11 protein-coding genes are annotated in these 22,052 nt (G+C 60.3%); 5 read left to right on the top strand and 6 right to left on the bottom strand.

Annotated elements, in window-relative coordinates:
- Window positions 1–113: 113 nt before the first annotated feature.
- Both JNN07_19745 and JNN07_19740 read right to left on the bottom strand, forming a co-directional pair.
- Entirely contained in the window at window positions 114–683 is a 570-nt protein-coding gene (locus JNN07_19745) for a pseudouridine synthase (GenBank protein MBL9169978.1), read from the bottom strand.
- 8 nt (window positions 684–691) lie between these two features.
- Complete coding sequence (locus JNN07_19740; protein ID MBL9169977.1) at window positions 692–2,299, bottom strand: DUF885 domain-containing protein; 1,608 nt, start codon at window positions 2,297–2,299, stop codon at window positions 692–694.
- A 155-nt stretch (window positions 2,300–2,454) separates the two neighbouring features.
- On the opposite strand from JNN07_19740, the gene JNN07_19735 reads away from it, so the two are divergent.
- The 3 genes from JNN07_19735 (at window position 2,455) to JNN07_19725 (ending at window position 8,540) form a co-directional block, all read left to right on the top strand.
- Window positions 2,455–3,423 (top strand): alpha/beta fold hydrolase, encoded by a 969-nt coding sequence (locus tag JNN07_19735; protein ID MBL9169976.1) that lies wholly within the window; start codon window positions 2,455–2,457, stop codon window positions 3,421–3,423.
- 93 nt (window positions 3,424–3,516) lie between these two features.
- A complete protein-coding gene (locus tag JNN07_19730; protein MBL9169975.1) occupies window positions 3,517–7,071 on the top strand; it encodes a DUF1553 domain-containing protein in 3,555 nt (1,184 codons plus the stop codon).
- 17 nt (window positions 7,072–7,088) lie between these two features.
- Window positions 7,089–8,540: a DUF1501 domain-containing protein gene (locus JNN07_19725; protein ID MBL9169974.1), complete on the top strand. Its 1,452-nt coding sequence runs from the start codon at window positions 7,089–7,091 to the stop codon at window positions 8,538–8,540.
- Here JNN07_19725 and JNN07_19720 read toward each other — a convergent pair.
- The 4 genes from JNN07_19720 to JNN07_19705 all read right to left on the bottom strand — a co-directional run bounded on the left by JNN07_19720 (window position 8,537) and on the right by JNN07_19705 (window position 18,860).
- Entirely contained in the window at window positions 8,537–9,559 is a 1,023-nt protein-coding gene (locus JNN07_19720; GenBank protein ID MBL9169973.1) for a hypothetical protein, read from the bottom strand. The two genes, JNN07_19725 and JNN07_19720, sit on opposite strands and share 4 nt — an antisense overlap.
- 44 nt (window positions 9,560–9,603) lie before the next feature.
- Window positions 9,604–15,402: a DUF11 domain-containing protein gene (locus tag JNN07_19715; protein MBL9169972.1), complete on the bottom strand. Its 5,799-nt coding sequence runs from the start codon at window positions 15,400–15,402 to the stop codon at window positions 9,604–9,606.
- A 103-nt stretch (window positions 15,403–15,505) separates the two neighbouring features.
- Window positions 15,506–18,406 (bottom strand): aminomethyl-transferring glycine dehydrogenase, encoded by a 2,901-nt coding sequence (gene gcvP / locus JNN07_19710; protein ID MBL9169971.1) that lies wholly within the window; start codon window positions 18,404–18,406, stop codon window positions 15,506–15,508.
- Between the two features lie 184 nt (window positions 18,407–18,590).
- Window positions 18,591–18,860, bottom strand: a complete 270-nt coding sequence (locus JNN07_19705) for a hypothetical protein (GenBank protein MBL9169970.1) — start codon at window positions 18,858–18,860, stop codon at window positions 18,591–18,593.
- Between the two features lie 454 nt (window positions 18,861–19,314).
- On the opposite strand from JNN07_19705, the gene JNN07_19700 reads away from it, so the two are divergent.
- Window positions 19,315–20,655, top strand: coding sequence for a DUF1501 domain-containing protein (locus JNN07_19700; protein ID MBL9169969.1), 1,341 nt, complete (start codon window positions 19,315–19,317; stop codon window positions 20,653–20,655).
- A 53-nt stretch (window positions 20,656–20,708) separates the two neighbouring features.
- The gene (locus tag JNN07_19695) at window positions 20,709–22,046 is read left to right on the top strand and encodes a DUF1501 domain-containing protein (protein MBL9169968.1); all 1,338 of its coding nucleotides are present in this window, start codon (window positions 20,709–20,711) and stop codon (window positions 22,044–22,046) included.
- Window positions 22,047–22,052 lie beyond the last annotated feature (6 nt).

Here is a 22,052-nt window from a genome sequence, read left to right as displayed (position 1 = left end):
TCGATGACGGGGATCTTCGATCAGCCCGATCATCTCTATTACCCCCACCCCACGGAGGTTGGAACCCCATGGCAACACTCTGCCTCGGTGGCGCTTACATTTGAACGGCGGAGTTAACTTTGCACAAAGATCAGCTGGCGGTCGGCATCGTTGAGGGTCACCCAGCTCCCGGGGGCTAAATCCCCCAGGCGGATCTCTCCAATTTGAACTCGGATCAAGCGGAGCGTCGGATGTCCGACCGCGGCAGTCATGCGGCGTACCTGTCGGTTTTTCCCCTCCGTCAACGTCAGTCCGACCCAACAGGTGGGGATATTTTTGCGCATTCGGATGGGTGGAACCCGTTCTGGTAGTTTGGGTTGTGGCTCTAGAACCCAAGCGCGGCAGGGCAGGCACTGATGATCCGGGAGCTTCACGCCGCTCTGAAGCCGATGAAGGGCTTCCCCGGTGGGCCACTGGTCTACCTGGGACCAATAGGTTCGCCGATGCTGGAACTTTGGGTTGAGCAGGCGATGGTTCAGTTCCTTTTCGTCGCTGAGGAGCAGTAAACCTTCGGAGTCGGCATCCAATCTTCCCAGCGGATACACCGTCCGAGGGAAGCCGAATTCAGCCAGGGTTCGATGCGGTGAGCCGTCCGGGGTGAAGGCCGAAAGTACTCCGTAGGGCTTATGGAACGCCAGCACCATGGTTCTGTTCAGTCGAGGCCATACTTCTCAATCCAGGCCTGAGGCAGAGTACCGAAACTTAGCAGCCAATCATTAAAGCGCTGCAGGCTCCATTTCCGTCCCATCATCAGGCGCTGTCGAAGTCGCTCATTCTCCAGCCGGCCCAACCAGTAGCTCATGGGCACCGTCGGGGAGGCAGTGTACCAATTTACGTCGGCAGACGCTCGCGCGGAAGTGAAACCCAGATGCTTTTGCAAGTGCTTGACCCCCTGCTCATAGCTGTAGCGGCCGGTCTGCAGGCGGAGATCCACCAGAATTCGATGCGCTCGCCAGAGGGCATCGTGCAGTTGCTGCACCCTCAGCCAGGGCGAGCGATCCACCTTGAGGTCCACCATCATCTGCTCGCACCATAGAGTCCAACCCTCGTAAAAGACCGCGTGGGCGAACAGGCGTCGCCAGCGACGGGGGTGCTGATTGGCGGTGATGAACTGGAGGTGATGGCCGGGATAGGCCTCATGGGCGCAGGTAAGACTCAGCCCGAAATGCTGCTGTCGCTCGGCGCGCTGCTCAGCGGCCGTGGTTTTGGTGAGGCTGAGGTCGTTGACCCAGAAGATCCCGCGCTGTTTTGGAGCGAATGGTCCAGGTGAGGAATACGCCGCGGTGGGATATAAATGCCGCATGAACTCGGGCACGGGACGAACCTCCAGTGTCTCGTTGCGCGGAAAGCTCACTGCTTTTGAAGATCGGAAAGCTTCGGCCACGCGACGGGTCTCGCGTTGGTAAAACTTCAGCAGGTCCGGACCAGGATCCCATCCCGCCCGGGCATCGGCAATGATCTCGTCGGCGTGTTTTCCGGGACCGAAACGCGCGCACGCCACTTGGAGCAACTTGCCGATGCGTTCGGTCTCGGCGGTAGCGAGCGATTCGATCTCGCCCAGAGTGTAATCCAGGCCCAGTTGGTCCCTGACCCGTCGCGACATGCATTCGGGTCCGATGCTAAAGGACCCATTTTGCGCAGGTTTTCGCTCGAAAATCGAAGTGTGGTAACCTTCGCAGGCGCGGCTGGCCGCGTCGATGAGGGTCTCGTCGGTGCGGCTTGGAGCGTGGCTGCCCAGAAAATCTTTGACCGCCTTGAATAAGGACGGGGCTCCTTGGATGGTTTGATCCAGAATCCTTCGCCACACCGGTTCTGGGGATGTGACCAGGGATGCGGCTTCCGCGAGGTAGGCCGGGGCCAGTCGCAGGATCGAGCGTACGTTTTTTGCTGCCCGCCCGGGTTCATCTTCTCCGCGTTGCAGCTCATGCAGGAGCAAGTTCAACAATTGGTCCACGGCAGACGGATCCAGCTTTTGGCGTCCGCGCTGGTAGTCTTCACACTCGCGGAGCAGTTGACTGCGGAGGGCCAAGCGATCGAGGTGTTGCTCGTGGGAAAGGTCCCGGGGGTTGATTTCATTCAGCGCCATCAGAGTGCGGCGCCGGCGTTTCTCTTGCTTCATCTCGAAGGCTTCGCCGGTCTTCCCCAGCCTTCCTTCGCCGCTTCGCAGCCCGGAGTAGGTCGCAAACACAGGTTGATCGGCGAGGACTTCCTCGAAATACCGATCCAACACCCCTTCAAAGTGACTGCAGGATGAATTCATATGATCGTTAGGGTTCTGATACCGGTACCCGGCGGTCGCACCCGCGGCCGTCACAAGACATCGAAACCTACCAAAAGTGAACTGAAAACTGGGGTTGCGTTTTGGATTCGCACCTGACAACTGGCTTTTTTCCCCCTAGCTTCTCGCCATCGCACATGTTTGGACTCTCAATGATGCAGGCTGGCGTTGGCCTAGTTGCTTTGGGTTTTGTGGCCATGAATGCGCTGGCCTATCGCCATGCGCGTTCCATGCTGCGGTTTTCCTCGGCCCGTGAAAAGACCGGCAAGCCGGAGACCCTCAGTGTTTCACAGAAGTTGAAAGTGCTGCTGAACGGGGTGGATCTGCCCAGGCCGCGAACCTCCGTGTCGGCGGAAGCCCTTGGTCCAGACGCTCGCTCGGTTCGTATTCCGGTGGCGGAATCGGTCCAGCTAGGCGGGTGGTACCGGTGCCAACAGCGTGGGGGCCCTTTGGTGATTTTTCTCCACGGCTACGCCTCCGAAAAAAGCGGACTGTTGCCGGAGGCCCTGGCGTTTTTGGAACTGGGATACTCGGTCTTACTGGTAGATTTCCGAGGATCGGGCGAATCCAGTGAGGCTTACACCACGATTGGGCTTCGTGAGGCGGAAGACGTAGTGGGAGCCGCGCGGTTTGGCCGCGAAGTGTTGGGCCACTCCCGGTGCATCCTCTACGGTCAATCCATGGGAGCGGCTGCGGTGTTGTGTGCCATCGCCCGGCATGGGTTGAAGGTCGACGGAATCATTGTGGAATCTGTGTTCGACCGGCTTTCCACCACCGTCAAGCACCGGTTCGAAGCCATGGGTCTTCCGACCTTCCCTTTCGCCCAGTTGCTGCTGGGCTGGGGAAGTTGGCAGATGGGCTTCAACGGGTTCTTGCACAACCCCGTCGATTACGCCCGTCACGTTACCTGTCCGGCCCTGTTCCTGCACGGGGCCGCCGATCCCCGGGCTCGTATCGAGGAAGCGCGCGCGGTCTTTCGGGCGATTTCAGGCCCTCGGGTCATGCAGGAATTTCCGCAGCTCGGACACGCTTCCTCCATTGAAGTTTTTCCCGAACAATGGACCCGTGCCGTTACCGCATTCCTGTCCACAATTCCGAATCTTTGAATAGGCATTTCTCTCGCCCAGTTATACTATAGGTGAGTCACCAGGACTCCATCGATTACCGGAAAATAGTCATCACGTTGCCAACAGACCGACATGAATTGCCCATTGACGCCTCCTGCGGTTGACGCCCCGGGATTTTCCCCCGCGCCCTCGGCATTGTTCGCCCGGGGAATCGCCCCGCTGGGCGGGCTGTGGCTTGCCGCCGTCGCGTGGTTGGCCGTGTTGGCGGCGCAGTTGGCCCAGGGTGCATCGGATCGAGTGGATTTTAATCGAGATGTGCGTCGGATTCTGTCGGAGAATTGCTTTCGCTGTCACGGACCGGATGCGAATGATCGCAAGGGGGGCAAGCACGGTTTGCGCCTGGATGTGCCTGAAGGCGCCCTGGAGGATCTCGGTGGTTTTCAGGCGATTGTGCCTGGCCATCCGGAGAAGAGTGCTCTGATTTCCCGGATCGAGACTCAGGATCCTGACGAACTGATGCCTCCGCCGAAAGGTGGAAAGCGTTTGAGCTCCCAGGAGGTGGATATTCTCCGGCGATGGATCGCCCAAGGCGCACCGTACGCTCGGCATTGGGCTTATGCCAAACCCGTTCGCCCCCCGTTGCCCGAGGTCAAGCATGCTCGGTGGCCCCGGAACCCGATCGATGCGTTCATTTTGGCGCGCTTGGAAAAAGAGGGGTTAGGACCGGCCCCGGAGGCGGACCGGGCGGCGCTGCTGCGTCGGACGGCGCTGGATTTGACGGGGTTGCCACCCTCCTTGGAGGAGGTCGACCGCTTTGTGAAGGACACTGGTGAGGGCGCCTATGAGCGGATGGTCGATCGGCTCCTGCAATCGGATAGTTTCGGGGAGCATTGGGCTCGGTTGTGGCTTGACCAGGCTCGGTATGCGGATTCCAGCGGTTATGCTGACGACCCCGGTCGTACGATCTGGGCCTACCGGGACTATGTGATTCGAGCTCTCAACTCCAATAAGCCCTTCGACCAGTTTACCCTCGAGCAGATTGCCGGAGACCTGCTTCCGGATCCCACGGACGAGCAGCTGGTCGCCACTGCCTTCCATCGCAACACGATGACCAACAATGAGGGGGGGACTAACGACGAGGAGTTTCGCAATGTGGCTGTCGTGGATCGCGTGAATACCACCATGGCCGTCTGGATGGGGACTACGATGTCCTGTGCTCAGTGCCACGATCATAAATACGACCCTATCAGCCAGGACGACTATTTCAGGCTCTTTGCGATCTTGAACAACACGGCCGATGCCGATCGGAGCGACGAGTCTCCTTCGTTGAGTCTTTTTACCGAGGAGCAAAAGAAGCTCAAGCGGGAGCTTAAGTCGGAAATCGCGGCTTCGGAGAAAATTCAGCGCACCTCGACCCCTAAGCTGACCCGGGCACAAGCCGAGTGGGAGGCGCTCTTCCAGACAGAGATCCCTTGGAGCGTTCTGGTGCCGGAGCTGGTCCGGTCGACTTCGGGCGCCAAAATGGCCATTCAGGATGACGGTTCGGTCCTGGCGGATCGTGGGGGCAAGACCGATACCTACACGGCCGTGATCCCGGTAAAGACCAACACGCTTCTTGCCGCACTTCGCCTGGAGGCCTTGCCCGATGAGCGCCCGCCCGGTCGAGGAGTCGGCCATGCCGGCGGCAACTACCTGCTGAGCGGCGTTCGGGCTGAGTTGATGCCCACGTTGGAAGTCCGAGCTTCTGCGCGTTACCTTCGGATTGAGCTGCCAGGAAAGGAGAAGATCCTATCCCTGGCGGAGGTTCAGGTCTTCAGTGGAAGCAACAACGTAGCCCTCCAAGGCAAGGCCACGCAGAGCACTACGGCCTATGAAGGAGCTGCCGGCCGAGCGATCGATGGGAACACCGATGGGCATTATGAGAAGTCCAAATCGACCACGCACACTGAGATTTCCACGGATCCTTGGTGGGAAGTGGACTTGCAGGGGATGGTGCCGATCGATCGATTGGTCCTGTGGAATCGAACGGACGGAGCGGATGACCGGCTCAAGGGATTTAAGGTGACTCTCTTGGATGAATCGCGCCAAGGCGTTTGGCAGCGATTGGTTCAGGAGGTTCCACGCCCGAGCTTGCAGCTGGTTCCCAACGGTGGACGGACGATCCCGCTGAGCTTTGCCTCGGCGAGCTTCGCCCAGAAGGACTTTCCAGCCTCCGCCGCCGTGGAAAACCGTGATCCTGCCAATCGGGGCTGGGCGGTGGCTCCTCGTCTCGGGGAAGCTCATTCGCTGTCGATCCTGCCGGCTGACGGCGTGCCGCTGGCCTCCGGTTCCAATCTGGTGATTCATCTCGATCAGGTTTCCAAGCATGAGTACGCCACGTTGGCTCGCTTCCGTCTCTCCATGTCGGCCGATCCCCGAGCCCTTGAAATCGTGCGCACTCCTCCTGCCTTGGTGGCTCTGCTGAAGCTTTCCCCGGAAGCACGGAGCGCGTCCCAGGTGGAGGAGTTACGGTCCTACTATTTATCGATCGCGCCCGCTCTCAAACCAGAGCGCGATCGGTTGGCTTCCCTCAAAAAGCGATTGGAAGAAGTCCGCCCGTACAGCACCGTTCCGATTCTTCGGGAACTCGCCAAGGACCAGCGTCGAAAGACTCATTTGCAACGGCGTGGGAACTTTCTCGATCTGGGGCATGAGGTTACGGAGGGATTGCCGGGGGCTTTCCAGACGGGAGAAGCGCCCGCACCCGAGGGTCGGCTCTCGCTGGCCCGCTGGTTGGTCAGCCGGGACAACCCTTTGACCGCCCGAGTGGCGGTGAACCGTTTTTGGGAGGCGATATTTGGAGTTGGTATCGTGCGGACGAGCGAAGAGTTTGGAGCTCAGGGCGAGTTGCCTTCGCATCCGGAGCTCCTGGACTGGCTGGCAGTGGAGTTTATGGAGAGTGGCTGGGATACCAAGGCCCTGTTGAAGCGCCTGGTCACCTCGGCATCCTATAGGCAATCGTCCAAAGTGACGGCGGACTTGTCGGCCAGGGATCCGGACAATCGGCTGCTGGCCCGCGGTCCTCGATTTCGCTTGGCTGCTGAAATGATCCGCGATCAGGCCATGCATGTCAGTGGGCTGTTGAGTCCCAAGATGTATGGTCCACCGGTCAAGCCTCCGCAGCCACGCATGGGGCTGTCGGCCGCCTTCGGCAGCGGCACCGACTGGGAGACCAGCAGTGGGGAAGATCGCTATCGGCGCGGCATTTATACGACCTGGCGCCGGTCGAATCCCTATCCCTCAATGGCTACTTTCGATGCTCCCAACCGGGAGGTGTGCACGGTTCGTCGTGATCGCTCCAACACTCCGCTGCAAGCGCTCGTGACTTTGAATGATCCTGTTTACCTGGAGGCGGCCCAGGCGTTGGGACGTCGCATGGCCAGCGCCGGGGCGACCCCGGCCGACAAGGCGCGTCATGGATTTCGTTTGTGTCTCAGCCGTTCACCGGCCGAGACGGAGCTGAGCGCGTTGCTGAAGCTCTACGCGCGAACCTATGAACGCTTCGTGGGCGATGCCTCACGAGCGAAGGAACTGGCCGTCGCCTCCATGTCCGAGGCGCCGAAGGGCGCGGATGTGGCGGAGTTGGCGGCCTGGACGGTGGTTGGCAATGTCTTGCTGAACTTGGACGAAACGTTGATGAAGCGCTGATCGCATCAGGAATTCCTATGATCCCCCATCTCGAAGCCTTACAGAACCTGACTCGGCGGCATTTTTTACATCGCTCTGCCAATGGAGTGGGAGCCTTGGCTCTGGGATCGCTGTTGGCCAACGCCTCGCGATCCGATGCCATCCCGGCGGCTGATCCGCTGTCCCCCAAACCGCCGCATTTTCGAGCACCCGCCAAAAGGGTGATCTACCTGCACCTGACAGGATCGCCGCCGCACTTGGATTTGTTTGACTACAAGCCTGAGTTGGTGAAGCGAAACGGGCAGGATTGCCCGGACGCGTTTTTGAAAGGCAAGCGGTTCGCTTTCACCTCGGGGACCCCTAAGCTGCTGGGCACCCCGCGTACCTTCAAACAGTATGGTCAGGGGGGCGTTTGGCTGTCGGATGCCCTGCCGCACTTGCAGGGCGTCGCTGACGATCTGTGCGTGGTTCGTTCCATGACCACGGACCAGTTCAATCATGCGCCTGCTGAGCTGTTGGTCTACACCGGCTCTCCTCGGTCTGGGCGACCGTCCTTTGGATCCTGGGTGACGTATGGATTGGGGTCGGACAATGAGAATCTGCCCGGCTTTGTCGTTCTGATTTCGAGCGGGGTGCAGCCGAACGGCGGTCGTAACTCCTTCGGTAGCGGTTTCCTCCCTTCGGTGTATCAGGGAGTCCAGTGTCGTTCCAAAGGCGATCCGGTGCTTTACGCCTCGGATCCGGCGGGATTTGATCGAGAACTGCGACGCATGAGTTTGGATACGCTCAGGGATTTGAATCAAATTCAGGGGAAGGAGCTAGGGCATCCCGAAACCCAGACCCGTATCGCTCAGTACGAGCTGGCCTATCGGATGCAGGTTTCCGTTCCTGAGGTCATGGATATTAACCGGGAGTCGGCCGATACCCTGGCGGCGTATGGAGCGAAGCCGGGGGAAGCCAGCTTCGCCAATAACTGCTTGCTGGCCCGGCGTCTGGTGGAGCAGGGGGTCCGCTACGTTCAGCTTTTTGATTGGGGCTGGGATTTCCACGGTACAGGCCCGAGTGAGGATATCCGGGATGGACTCACCAAGAAATGTGCGACGATGGATCGGCCGGTGGCGGCTTTGATCCGCGACTTGAAGCAGCGCGGCCTTCTCGATGAGACGTTAGTGGTGTTGGGCGGCGAGTTCGGTCGAACTCCGTTCCGAGAAGGACGGACCGCCAAGAGTGATATCCTCGGCCGCGATCATTTCCCGGACTGCTACAGCATGATGCTCGCGGGTGGCGGCATTCGCGGCGGCACGATGTATGGGGAATCCGATGAGCTGGGCTTTAGCGTCGCCCAGGACAAGGTCCACGTTCACGATCTTCAGGCCACGATGCTTCATCTCCTGGGATTCAATCACGAACGTCTCACCTACCGGTTCCAGGGCCGGGACTATAGGCTCACCGATGTCCACGGCCAAGTGGTTCGCGGAATCCTTGCCTAATACGTATAGCCGACGCCCAGTTCCAACCAGAGCCCGGCGCTCATGCTGAGCTTCGCCTGTTTGTTTTGCGCTCGGATGGTTGTTCCTTGCAGATACTGATATTGCAGACCTCCAAACATGCTCCACTTCTCGTTAAAGGAGTAGTGAACTCTGCCGTCGATGTAAGCACCGAAGGAGACCGAGCTGTCGCTGTCTGAACCCGAGGTGGTCCCTCCGGCAGCGAACGTATCTCGATAACTGAAATCTGCGTTGACCAGCGTCAGGGCAGGGCCTGCGCTCAAGGAAAACGCCCACTTATCCCCGGCGGGATAGTGCAGGTAAGGCCCGAACCGCAGGCTAACCAAGGTGGCTTCCAGATCGCGGGATCCGCGAATCGTTCCCGCGGTCGTCGAGGTGGTACGCCCCGAAGGAACATCGTCCAAGAGCGGCCCCGGTCCGATGAATGAGCCCCCGTAGGGGCCTCCTGGTGGAATGATACCACCCAGGCCAAAGGTATCGGTGATCTGGGTGAGGGTGCCATTGCGGGCTCGTCGATCGGAGATGTCCATCAGCCCCATTCCAATCGCACCCTCAATGCCCCAAAAGCTTTCTCCGAGCTTCCCGATGTCGCGCCCATAGCTCAGCTCCCAACCGGGCATCCCGTCGCTCTTCGCCCCTTTGCTGGCCTCGCTGGTGGAACTCGTGGTTGCGTGCATCAGGATCGATCCGGCGCCTGCGGGATCGTACTGGGTGTTATTGTCGTATCCCCAGTTCCAGGTGGCGCCACCCGCGTTGCCGTTGGAGTCGACCCTCACGTAACCGTCATCGTAGTTGCGATCAATACCTCCGCCGGCGCCAGGTGCTGCTGGTGCGGCAGCGGTGGTGGGGCGGGCGTCCGAAAAGTCGGCTTTGAGGTTGAACCCGAACTTCGCGCGCAGCCCCCATCGCGAGAGATGGTCGCCCTCGGCTGCCTGGGTGGATGAGTAAGCCCCCGCAGCCAACGCGAGGACGGAGAGCGCTTGTGTCGAAACTGATTTCATAAGTCCGTTATGTTTTGGGTTTAAAGGCATTCCGTGCCACCAGCTTATTCGGGAACCGTAAATACGCGATAGAGACGCATGGGTGTCTCCGAGGGAGCGGTATCCGTTTTCGGAGGGCCATCGTCGAGCCATTGCAGGCGAGTGTTCACGGCCCGAACAATCGGCTGAGCGCGACTCCAGGTCTGGCCGTCGTCACTATATTGCACCTGATAGACTTTCCCAGGCTCGCACACGAACTCGAGCAGGAAGCGGTTTGGCGACAAGACCACGGTGCGCGAGACGTCAATAGCCACGCCTTCGGCCACGACCGGGAGCAGGCCGCCGCCGGTTCGCATGATGAGCCTTGGGTTCGGGATCTTGGCTCGTTTGGGCAGGTAGTACTCGATCGTCAGCTCGCGGCTTTCTCCGGGTTGCAGCGTTTCGTTCAACTGCACAAACGGAACGCCTTCCTCGCTGCCGGCGGCATTGTAGACCGTTCCACCCTCTGGCAGATCATGGAAGAGCACCCGGACCCTGGGCTTGGGCGTGGTTCCGTTGTTGGTGACTTTCAACCGCTGTTCGAGCAATCCGGTCTGGCGGTTGAGCTTCATTTCCGTTTGGAATGAAGCGATCAGATCGTCCGACGGCAACTCTTGAACCGGGGTCTGGATCTCAGCCGAGTTGTTGGTCACGTCCGGATCGGTGGCGCCTTCGCCTGCGATGATGAAGCGATTGGTGAGGGTGCCGGCGACTTCCGTGCTAAACACGAATCGCAGGGGCAGGCTCGCTCCCGGCTCGAGCGCCCCCAGGGTGCAGATAAGCACGTCGTTGGTAGCGATGCATGGGGCGTTGGTGCCATTCATAGTCACGGAGACAAGTCGCGCCCCGAGGGGGACAGTGTTCGTAAGGAAGAGCCCACCCATCCGGTCGGGTCCGCGGTTTGTCAGCGTCAGGTTGTAAATGGCGTCCTGACCGACCAGCACGGAGAGCGGCCCTGTCAGTTGGGCAATTCCCACGTCGGCTAGGAGTGTGGCCTCGTCATCATCCTGAATCTCCGCCGAGGCTTCGAGGGTGGCGATTGCGGCGTTGATGGAGTCCCGCAGTCGCACCTTAAAGGACTCAATGGGTTCCGCCGTGGAGTCATCCACGATCGGAATCACCAAGGCCTTGGTGGTCTCGCCGGGTTGGAAGGTCAGCGTTTCGGTGGTTACCCCCAGATAGTCCTCACCGGTCGTGGCCGTTCCATCCACCGTCCCCCAGCTCACGATCACGGGGAAGCTCACTGCACGGGAAAGAGTGACTGCGAAGTTTGCCTGGACCCCCGGCCCTTCCGTCACGGAGGTGTCCGTGACGGTGATCGTGGGTTGGTCAAGCACGGTGGAGCCGAGTACCTCGGTAGCAGGTTCGATCTCCCTACCTCCACTGGTGCCGGTGGCTGTGACGCTATCCAGAATCACACCCGATTGAGTCGGGATACCTTCGAACACGACGGTGATTCCCTGTCCCGGAGCCAAGGTGCCAAACTCGCAGCTAAACTCTCCGTTGGTGAGAACGCAGCGATCTCCTCCTACTTTGATCACGACATTCGATAGGCCGGGCGGCAGCAGGTTGACCAGGCTGACGAGGTCGACGGTGCCAGGCCCGTCATTGGTAAGTCCAATGGTGTAGGTCATGGGGAGACCCACTGTTGCCGGCTCGGGCGCGCTGGTCAGAGTGATGGACAAGGTTGGGAGTTCTCCTTCGTCGTCCTCGTCCGCATCGGTGAGTTGCGCGATGCCATCAGGCTTCCCGATCTGCGCATTCACGGGCGTGGAGAGACTTACCGTGAACTGCTCATCCGCTTCGGCGACGCTATCGTCGATCAAGGGAACGGATATCGTCTTGGTAGTTTCGCCGGGGTCGAAGGTCAACGTTTGCCCTGTAGTCCCGGTGAAGTCGGATCCGGCCTTAGCGGTTCCATCAACTGTTCCCCACATGACGGTAACCGGTTCGGTCGACGGGCGGGACAAGGTGACCGTGAAGGTAGCCAGAGCTCCTGGGCCTTCTGCAACCGTCGTATCGCTGATGCTCAGGATGGGTTGGGCGAGGACCGTCGTCTCCAGCTCCGCAGTCGCTGGAACGACCGGCCGTCCCGCGCTGGTGCCGGTGACCACCACCATGTCGACATAAGTCCCGGCCTGGGTTGGTACTCCCTCGAAAATGACTTCGACCACCTGTCCCTCGGTCAGGGTTCCCAGTTCGCAACTCAGGGTGTCATCCGCGATCACGCAGAGATTGCCGCCCACTTTGATCACCACATTGGACAAGCCGGGGGGAAGCAGGTTCGCCAGCGAAACTGCGTCGATCGTTCCCGGTCCGAGATTGGTGACGGACAGCGTGTAGGTGATCGGGCTGCCGACGACCCCGGTGGTTGGCGAGCTGGAGATCCCGACGGCGAGGATCGGCAAGGGTGCCGAATCATTGTCGAGCAGTTCAGCTACCCCTTCTGCCTTGCCAATCTGCGCATTGATCGCGCTGGACAGGCGCACTGTAAACTGCTCGGGGGACTCCGCCACGTCGTCGTCCAGGATCGTGATCGAGACGGTCTTGCTGGTTTGTCCCGGAGCGAAGGTGAGCAATTGGCCGGTCATGCCGGTGAAATCGGTTCCGGCCTTGGCCGAGCCATCGATGGTTCTCCAGGTGACGAGAGCGGGCAAGGTTGAGGGGCGGGAGAGGGTGATGGTGAACGTGGCCTGCGCTACCGGGCCTTCCGTGACGGTGGTGTCGCTCATGGTGAACACGGGTTGGTCGATGACCCTGGTTTCCTGAGTGACTGTGACCGGCACCACCGGCTTGCCACCGCTGGTGCCACTCGCCGTGACGGTGTCGATGTAGACGCCGGGTGTGGTGGGAATGCCCTCGATCACGACAGTGAGAACTCCGCCTTCGGGTAGGCTGCCAAACTCACAGCTGATCACACCGTCTACTATCGTGCAGGTGTTGCCTCCGACCTTGATGACCACATTCGAGAGCCCTGGAGGCAACTGGTTGATCAAGCTGACGGCATCCAGGGTGCCTGGCCCGAGGTTGGTGACGGAGATGGTATATGTAACCGGGGTGCCGACCGTCACTGGGTTGGGCGAACTGGTGACACCCACGGCCAGGACGGGGAGAGTGGGCTCATCGTTATCCGTGAGTTCGGCGGTGCCGTCCGCGCGACCGATCTGTGCGTTGACCGAAGCGGAAAGGTGGACGGTGAACTGCTCGGGGGATTCCGACAGCGTGTCGTCGACAATCGCCACCGAGAGCGTCTTGGAGGTTTCGCCAGGTGCGAAGGTCAGCGACTGGGAGGTGGCTCCGGTGAAGTCGGATCCGGCCTTCGCTGTGCCGTCGACGGTGGACCAAGTGACCGTGATGGGGGTGGTGGAGGGTCGCGAGAGGGAGACGGTGAAGATGGCCTGAGCGCCTGGACCTTCGGTGGCCGTGGTGTTGCTGATCGTCAGGATCGGTTGGTCGAGCACCTGAGTTTCGTGAAGGACGGTGACGGGAGCCACCGGCTTGCCGCCACTTGCGCCACTCGCCGTCACGGTGTCGAGGTAGACGCCGGGTGTGGTGGGAATGCCCTCGATCACGACGGTGAGAACTCCGCCTTCGGGTAGGCTGCCAAACTCGCAACTGACCTTGCCGTCGGCGAGAGTGCAAGTGTTGCCGCCCACCTTGATCACGACATTGGAGAGGCCGGCAGGCAACTGATTGATCAAGCTGACGGCATCGAGAGTTCCCGGCCCTAGATTGGTGATGGAGATCGTGTAGGTGAGGGGGATGCCGACCGTGGCTGGATTGGGCGAGCTGATGACCCCCATCGCAAGGACGGGCGCTCGTGTGGTGTCGTTATCGGTGAGTTGCGCCACACCATCGGCCTTACCGATCTGCCCGTTGGTGGGAGTTGAGAGGTGGACAGTGAACTGCTCCGGTGATTCCGCCACGCTATCATCCAAGATCGGGATCGAAAGCGTCTTGGTGGTCTCGCCTGGAGCAAAAATCAGGGTTTGGCCGGTGGATCCCGTGAAGTCGGAGCCGGCTTTCGCGGTGCCATCGACCGTGCCCCACACCACCGTGATCGGGAATGCCGACGGCTGAGAAAGAGAGACGGTAAAGGTGGCTTGGGCTCCTGGGCCTTCGACAGCCGAGGTGTCGCTGATCTGCAGGACCGGCTGGTTGACCGCCAGGGTTTCATGGGTGGCAGTGACTGGCTCGAGCGGTTTGGCGTTGCTGATGCCGTGGACAGTCACCGTATCGACATAGATTCCAGGCCTGGATGGGGTTCCTTCGAACACCACGCTCACGACCTGTCCGTTGGTGAGGGTGCCCAGGGCGCATAGGAGTTTGCCGTCGGTGATCAGGCACTGCTCAGAGCCTACTTTGACGACGACGTTGTTGAGGCCTGAGGGGAGTTGGTTGATCAGGCTCACCTCGTCCACCTTGCCCGGCCCGAGATTGGTGATCGAGATTGTGTAGGTTAGGGGGGTGCCGACGGTGACCGGGTTGGGCGAGCTGTTGAGGCCGACGGCCAGTTTGCCCAAGGTCGAAGTTGAGCTACCCGTGATGCGACGGCAGGGCGAGAATTCTGAAGTGCGTCCGTCCACGGTGGTCGCTGTGGCGGTAACGTAGGTGTCGGCCATCAAGGGTGGGCTCACCTGGAGGGTGAAATCGGCGTTCCAGAGTTTGTTTACCTGGGTGAGGACTCGCCCCAGATGGCGCCGCCCCTCTCCTCGCCCCGAGGGATCGCACTGATCGACCGCGTAGAAATCAATGTAGAATGACTCGCCGGCCTTGCTGTGGAGGCAACCGACGATGAATGTGGAACTGGGCGTGCTAAAGTCGTCGATCAGGACGGGGGAATTGAGTAGGGTGTTGGGCCCTTCATCCAAGTCCATGGGATCGTCTTTGGTGACTCCATCGCCAAGCAGTGGACCTGACTGGGCTTGGAGGTCGATCCCTAGTCCGCCGTTCAGATCGATCGCATTGCCGGCGATGGCTGCCCAAGCACGGGGTCCTACCACGACGACTCCCGCGCCCAGGTTGCCGGAGATGACGTTGGCGGCTCCCGGTTCGATGCCTCCGATCTGAACCTGGGCGGCATCGTTCACAAGGATGCCGGTAGTGTTGGATGCGACGGCTCCGCTCGGGCTGAGCCCGATGACATTGCCTACCACCCGGCTCCCGTTGGCCGCCAGCGCGGCGGGATTTTCGAGCGTGATGCCCGGACCGCGGTTCCCAGCAATCACGTTGCGGGCAGCTGGGGCAGTGCCGCCGATGAGATGATCCGCTCCTTCGACCAGAATGCCGGTTCGCAGGTTCGGCAGTTCCAAGGCCCCGACGGCATCCAAGCCGAGGTAATTTCCCTGCACCACGGCCCGTTGAGCGCTGAGTCGCAGACCTGCGACGTCGAAGCTGTTCAGGGCCAGGCCGCGCACCACGCAGTCATTGGCTGCTGCCACCAAACCGAACTCGATGCCCGGTTGGCCCCGCAGCTCGATTCGCACTCGGGCGTCGGTGAGGGTCGAAATGCTGGTGTTCGCCCCCGCGTCCGGTTGGCTGAAGCCGTCGATCGTGACCGGACCGTTTAGCTCTGGTAGTGCCGAGGCAAGCTGGATCACGTGCGGACCCGTCCCGGGTATGGCGAAGGTGATGGTGTCTGCGCCGGCCTGCGTGTTGGCGCAGCCAATCGCTTCCCGTAGTGAGCCTTCCCCGCTGTCCAGAGTGCTGGTAACCCTGAGATTACAGCTCGATGTTTGCCCTCTCGCTGGTTCCGTTGCGATCATGAGCGCGATCATCCCAACGGCGAGTTCCTTCGCGAATCCTAAGTGCTTCAAAACATGCATAGACGTCCATTTCTTCCGCTTTGCTTTTCCGGTAGAACAAGGGAAGCTTAAACGCCGATTCAGGCGAATGCAACTGCTAGCAGCCTGTCGGATTTGTCCCGACTCAGGTAGCTGAGTAAGCATCCATCCCGGTGCAGGAGCACACTGGATTCCGGTCGCCGAACACGTTGTCGATACGGGCAACGGCGGGCCAGAATTTGTGCTCCTTCAACCAGGGCGCTGGGAAGGCGGCCTGCTCGCGTGAATAGGGACGCGTCCAGGTTTCAGTGAGGAGTACGTCGGCGGTGTGCGGAGCATTCTTCAGAAGGTTGTTTTTGGGGTCAACGGCGCCCGACTCGATGGGCACGATTTCCCCATGGATGGAGATCATGGCGTCGCAAAAGCGATCCAATTCCTCCTTGGACTCGCTTTCAGTGGGTTCGATCATCAAGGTGCTGGGCACCGGCCAGGAGACTGTTGGTGCGTGGAAGCCATAGTCCATCAATCGCTTAGCGACGTCCTCGACGGTCACTTGCTTGAGGCTCCGCAAATCCAGGATGCATTCATGAGCAACCAAGGAACCCTGACCTCGGTAGAGCACTGGGAAATAGGCATCGAGGCGACGTGCAATGTAGTTCGCGTTGAGGATAGCCATCTTGGTGGCTTGTGTCAGGCCGTCCCCGCCCATCAGGCGGATGTACATCCAGGGAATGACGAGGATGCTGGCGCTTCCCCAGGGAGCAGCTGAAACGGGGCCGATGCCATCTGATCCGCCGGTGCTCACCAGTGGGTGCCTGGGCAGAAGATTGGCCAAGTGGCGAGCGACGCAGATAGGGCCGACTCCAGGGCCACCACCTCCGTGCGGGATGCAAAAGGTTTTGTGCAGGTTGAGATGGCAGACGTCGGCACCGATGTCTCCGGGTCGGCACAGACCGACCTGGGCGTTCATGTTCGCGCCGTCCATGTAGACCTGGCCTCCATGCTGGTGAACCGCAGCGCAGATGTCTCGGATGGAGCTTTCGAAAACCCCGTGAGTCGAGGGGTAGGTGATCATGAGCGCGGCCAGATTGGCAGAGTAGGCTGCCGCTTTGGCCTTCAGGTCCGCAACGTCGATATTGCCTTGAGCATCGCAGGCGACTGCAACCACCTTCATCCCGGCCATGACAGCGCTCGCCGGGTTTGTTCCATGAGCGGAGCTGGGAATCAGACAGATGGTCCGATGACCTTCGCCACGCTGGAGGTGATAGCGGCGGATGACGAGCAGACCGGCGTACTCGCCCTGCGACCCGGCATTGGGCTGAAGTGAGGTGGCCGCGAACCCGGTGATTTCAGAGAGCCAGCTTTCCAGTTGGCTGAACAGCGTTTGGTAGCCTACAGCCTGGTGCGCGGGAGCAAAGGGATGAAGTTTACCAAACTCCGGCCAGGTAACGGGCAGCATCTCGGCCGTGGCATTCAGCTTCATCGTGCAGGAGCCGAGGGGGATCATCGAGGTGGTGAGGGAGAGATCTCGAGACTCGAGACGCCGGATGTAGCGGAGCATCTCCGTCTCCGAATGAAAGCGATTGAAGACCGGATGAGTTAGGTAGCTGGAGGTGCGGCTGAGGTTCGCAGGCCAAGAAGGCGTGGTGTCGTGGGCCAGCTCGGTTAGGGCGAATGGCAGCGGACGGCCCTGATGGAACACTCGCAGCAAGGCCTCGAGATCCTCGGCTGAGGTGGCTTCATCCAGGGAGACCCCTACGGATTCGGAGTCGAAGACACGCAGGTTAATGCGATGCGACTCCGCGGCTTGGACCAGTTCCTTGGAACTTCTTCCCTGGAGACGCACCCGGACGGTGTCAAAGTAGGTTTCGTTGGCGATTTCGTGACCGAGCCGTTGAACGCCACGGGCGAAGGCCTGGGTCATGCGCTGGATCCGTTGAGCGATCAGCTTCAGACCTTCGGGTCCGTGGTAGACGGCATACATCGACGCCATGACTGCCAGCAGGACTTGCGCGGTGCAGATGTTACTGGTGGCCTTGTCGCGTCGGATATGCTGCTCACGGGTTTGAAGGGTGAGTCGGAGCGCTGCTTTTCCCCGAGCGTCCTTGGAAACTCCGACGAGGCGCCCGGGCATGTGGCGTTTAAAGGCGTCCCGTGTTGCGAAATAGCCGGCGTGCGGACCACCATAGCCGAGAGGTACGCCGAACCGCTGCATGCTGCCTACCGCGACATCCGCTCCAAACTCTCCCGGGGGCTTCAGCAGGGTGAGGCTCAGAGGGTCAGCAGCCACGATCGCCATGGCCTGATGGGTGTGGGCTTGTTCAATGATCGCAGAGTAGTCGTAGACCGTGCCATCGGTGGCGGGGTATTGCAGCAGGATGGCAAAGACAGGGGTGCTGAAGTCGAAGGTGTGGTGTGAGCCTACGATGACGCGGATTCCGAGCACTTCAGCCCGAGTTTTAACGACCTCCACCGTCTGAGGATGGCAGGCTTCGGAAATAAAAATGGCCTGGTTTTGGGGAGTGCCTTTGACACTTTGGCACATGGCGACTGCTTCTGCGGCCGCCGTGCCCTCGTCGAGTAGGGAGGCGTTGGCGATCTCGAGCCCGGTTAGGTCGGTGACCAACGTCTGGAAATTCAGACAGGCTTCCAGGCGGCCTTGCGCAATCTCGGCCTGATACGGCGTGTATTGGGTGTACCAGCCTGGATTTTCCAGAATGTTTCGCTGGATCACCGGAGGTGTTATGGTGTCGTGGTAACCCAAGCCAAGGTACGACTTAAAGATCTGATTCTGAGTGGCGATGACGCGAAGCTCGGCCAGAAGCCCGTGCTCGCTTCGGGAGGGGGGGAGATGGAGGTCTTGCGCGAGCCGGATGGTTTGGGGAACGGCAGTGCCGATGAGTTGGTCCAGGGTGTCGAAACCGCATACCTTCAGCATGGCTTCGGTCGCGCTCGATTGAGGCCCGATGTGGCGGCGAACAAACCGGTCCGACCAGGCGAAAGGATTCTGGTTTATGCCTTCAGAGGAGGTGGGTGTGAGCTTCATGTCTCGATCAAATCAAAGTCCCACGTTAGAAGGCGCAACGACCAAGGCAAGACGGTTGTTTCGAAATTCGAGGAAGTGATCGACCGGGTCCGCAGGGCTTATTCACCGACGGACGTCTTCGCCCTGAGCAGAAGGGCTCAAGCGGGGGACCGGGCCCGCGGCTCCGAAGCGGCAGCTGAACCGCTTATGTAGGCTTCCCGGTTTCGGCGTCCCGGACCTTGATCAGGCGTAGCAGTTCCCGGGCGCGTCGGCTGGCTTTGATGACTTCGGCGATGGCGGTTTTGGCGGGGTGGCCTGGATCTAGTTCAAGATCAGCTACTTCAGCGTTTCCCATGATCGAGCCGACCACGTTGTTGAACTCATGGAGAATGGTCCGATCGACGGAGCCGCGATCGGTCTCGGTGCCGGAGCCTTGATGGGGCTCAGGCTGGCTGGGCTGTTTGTGTACGCTCAAGCGATTGGGTTGGGTATGGGACTGCGGTTGGGTCCAATCTCGTGTGGTTTCGTGCTCAAAACCACGCTGGCTGCCACCCTCAGAGCGAACCGGTCTCTGCGTGTATCGGCCTAAAAATTGGCGCTCCCAGCGTCGACCGAAATCCGAGTGATTCCGACCCGTCTGAGCTCGCCTCTTCACTCCACCCCCCCCCTAAAAAAACGGAAGGGGGCCTCCCGGCCCCCTAACGGCCCCGCTGGAGACTCCTTGCGGAGTGGAGGCCTAAGGTGGTGGAACTTCATCAAAACCAAAACAAGCAGTCAAGTCGGGAATTGTTAAGTTCCTTGCAACCTGATGAATACACCCTTTCTTTCGCCCGTCAAAAACCACGATCAGTCTTGACTCAAATGCCCTAAATAACCGTAATCTATCCATCACAATCACCACGTAGCTGCCGATCTCTCTGTAGAAGATTATGCTGACAATTTACGGTCCCAAACAGCGCTTCTGCGACGGTCTCTCCAGGAGGAATTTCCTGAAGATCGGCGGGCTTGGTTTGGGGGGATTGTCCCTACCTCAGTTGTTGCGGGCTGAGGCGGGAGCCGGGGTGGGGCGATCGCACAAAGCGGTAATCATGATTTTTCTCCCGGGTGGGCCCTCTCACCAGGACATGTTCGACCTGAAGACGGATGCCCCTTCCGAAGTTCGGGGGGCCTTCAACCCGATCGGGACAAACGTGCCGGGCATGCAGATCTGTGAGCACATGCCGCGGTTGGCCAGGATGGCCGATAAATATACGCTTATCCGTTCCATGGTCGGGGCGGAGGACAACCATTACGCGGTTCAGTGTTTGACGGGTCGGCATGCGCGCAATGCACCGCCGGGCGGTTGGCCTTGTTTAGGGTCGGTGCTTTCCAAGTTGCAAGGGCCGGTGACCAAGTCGGTACCACCTTTTGTGGGGCTGTCTCCCAAGATGGGGCATGCGCCCTGGTCGGATAATGGCCGTGCCGGCTTTCTGGGCATCGCTCACGCTCCCTTCGAACCGAACAAGGGCAGCGGCAAGGACGACATGGTGTTGAACGGGGTGACGCTCGATCGGTTGGCCGATCGCAAGGCGCTGCTCGGCAGCTTTGACCAGCTGAGGCGGGATGCCGATGCCAGCGGCATGATGGAGGGGGTCGACGCCTTCAACCAGCAGGCCTTCGGCATTTTAACGTCGAGCCGTTTGCTGGATGCGCTGGATGTGGAAAAGGAGCCGGCTCGCATCCGAGACCGTTACGGTAAGGGTGATCCGCGCAATCGGGATGACGGCGGTCCCAAGCTCATGGAGCATTTCTTGGTCGCGCGGCGACTGGTGGAGATGGGATGTCGGTGTGTGACTTTGGCCTTCAGTCGGTGGGACCATCACGGCGACAACTTCGGCGCCCTGCGACAGGATCTACCGCTTTTGGATCAAGGCGTCAGCGCGTTGATTCAGGATCTTCACGACCGTGGGCTGGATCAGGATGTCAGCGTGGTGGTGTGGGGAGAGTTCGGCCGAACGCCGGTGATCAATAAGGATGGTGGACGGGACCACTGGCCGCGGGTGGCCTGCGCCATGGTGGCGGGAGGTGGGATGCGGCACGGGCAGGTTATCGGGGCCACGGATCGCTTGGGCGGGGAAGCGGTGGCTCGGCCGGTGTTGTTTGGTGAAGTCTTCGCTACGCTTTACCAGCGTTTGGGCATTGATGTGAACCAGCCGTTGCTGACGGATTTGACGGGGCGGCCCCAGTTCTTGGTCGACAACGGGCTGCAGCCCATGCCGGAGCTGATCTAAACTCGTGCGACGAGGGAAGGCGGCGAAGTTCGAATGTTTTAGAGTTACCGATCATGTTAAAGATTCTTGGAAGTCCAAAGCGGTTCTGCGACGGAGTAACGCGTCGCACCTTTCTCAAGATTGGCGCCCTGGGCATGGGCGGCATCGCGCTGCCCGAGATTCTTCGCGCGGAAGCCTCTCCCGGCTCCCGGCCGCGTCACAAGTCGATTATCATGATCTACCTGCCGGGCGGGCCGCCCCATCAGGACAGCTTCGATCTCAAGCTGGACGCTCCTTCGGAGATCCGCGGGGAGTTTAAGCCGATCTCGACCAATGTGCCGGGCATTCAGATTTGTGAGCATCTTCCTCGGCTAGCGCGGATGATGGACAAGGTGGCGGTGATTCGTTCGATGGCGGATGCTCGCGACGATCACAGCGATTTCATGTGTCTGACCGGGCGGACCCGGACCAATGAGCCGCCCGGAGGTTGGCCCTCGTTTGGCTCCCTGATTTCCAAGCTACAGGGCGGGGTGGATCCCTCGGTTCCTCCGTTCATGGGGCTTGAGCCCCGGATGCAGCATCGGCCGTACAACGCTTCAGGGCCCGGCTATCTGGGCGTGTCGCATCGTTCGTTCCGGCCGGAGGGCGACTGCAAGACCGACATGGTGCTGAACAACCTCACGTTGGAGCGCCTCGCCGACCGCAAGGCGCTGCTTCAGAGTTTCGATCAGTTCCGCCGCGACGTGGATGCCAGCGGTTTGATGAGCGGGCTCGACACCTTCAATGAGCAGGCTTTTGGAATGATGACTTCGAGCAAGCTGCTCAAGGCCCTCGACTTCAGCCAGGAAGATCCGCGCTTGATCCAACGTTATGGCAAGGGGGATTCCAAGGTGCACGGCGACGCCGCACCCATGTTGAATGAGCAGTTCCTGGTGGCGCGGCGGCTGGTGGAGGCGGGCGCACGGGCAGTGACGGTCGCCTACGGGTTCTGGGACTATCATGGGAGCAACTTCAAGCATGCCAAGGCGGACCTGCCCATGCTGGATGAGGGCCTCAGTGCGTTGATTCAGGATCTCCATGACCGCGGGCTGGACAAGGATGTCAGCGTGGTGGTGTGGGGTGAGTTTGGACGTTCGCCGGTGATCAACAAGGATGGTGGACGGGACCACTGGCCGCGCGCCAGTTGCGCGTTGTTAGCCGGGGGCGGAATGAAGACGGGCCAGGTGATTGGTGCCACCGATCGACTGGGAGGCGAGCCGGTCGAGAGACCAGTGAAATTCGGCGAGGTGTTCGCCACGCTTTACCAGAACCTGGGCTTGGACGTTTCCAAGGTTACCGTTCCTGACTTTACCGGGCGTCCTCAATTCCTGGTTCCCGACGGGTGCGTCCCGATGCGCGAGCTGGTGGGCTGAATTTGA

It is taken from the genome of Verrucomicrobiales bacterium, from assembly GCA_016793885.1.
Classification (GTDB): Bacteria; Verrucomicrobiota; Verrucomicrobiia; order Limisphaerales; family UBA11320; genus UBA11320.
Note: the sequence above shows the minus strand (reverse complement) of the source record. Positions and strands in the feature narration are given on the sequence as shown.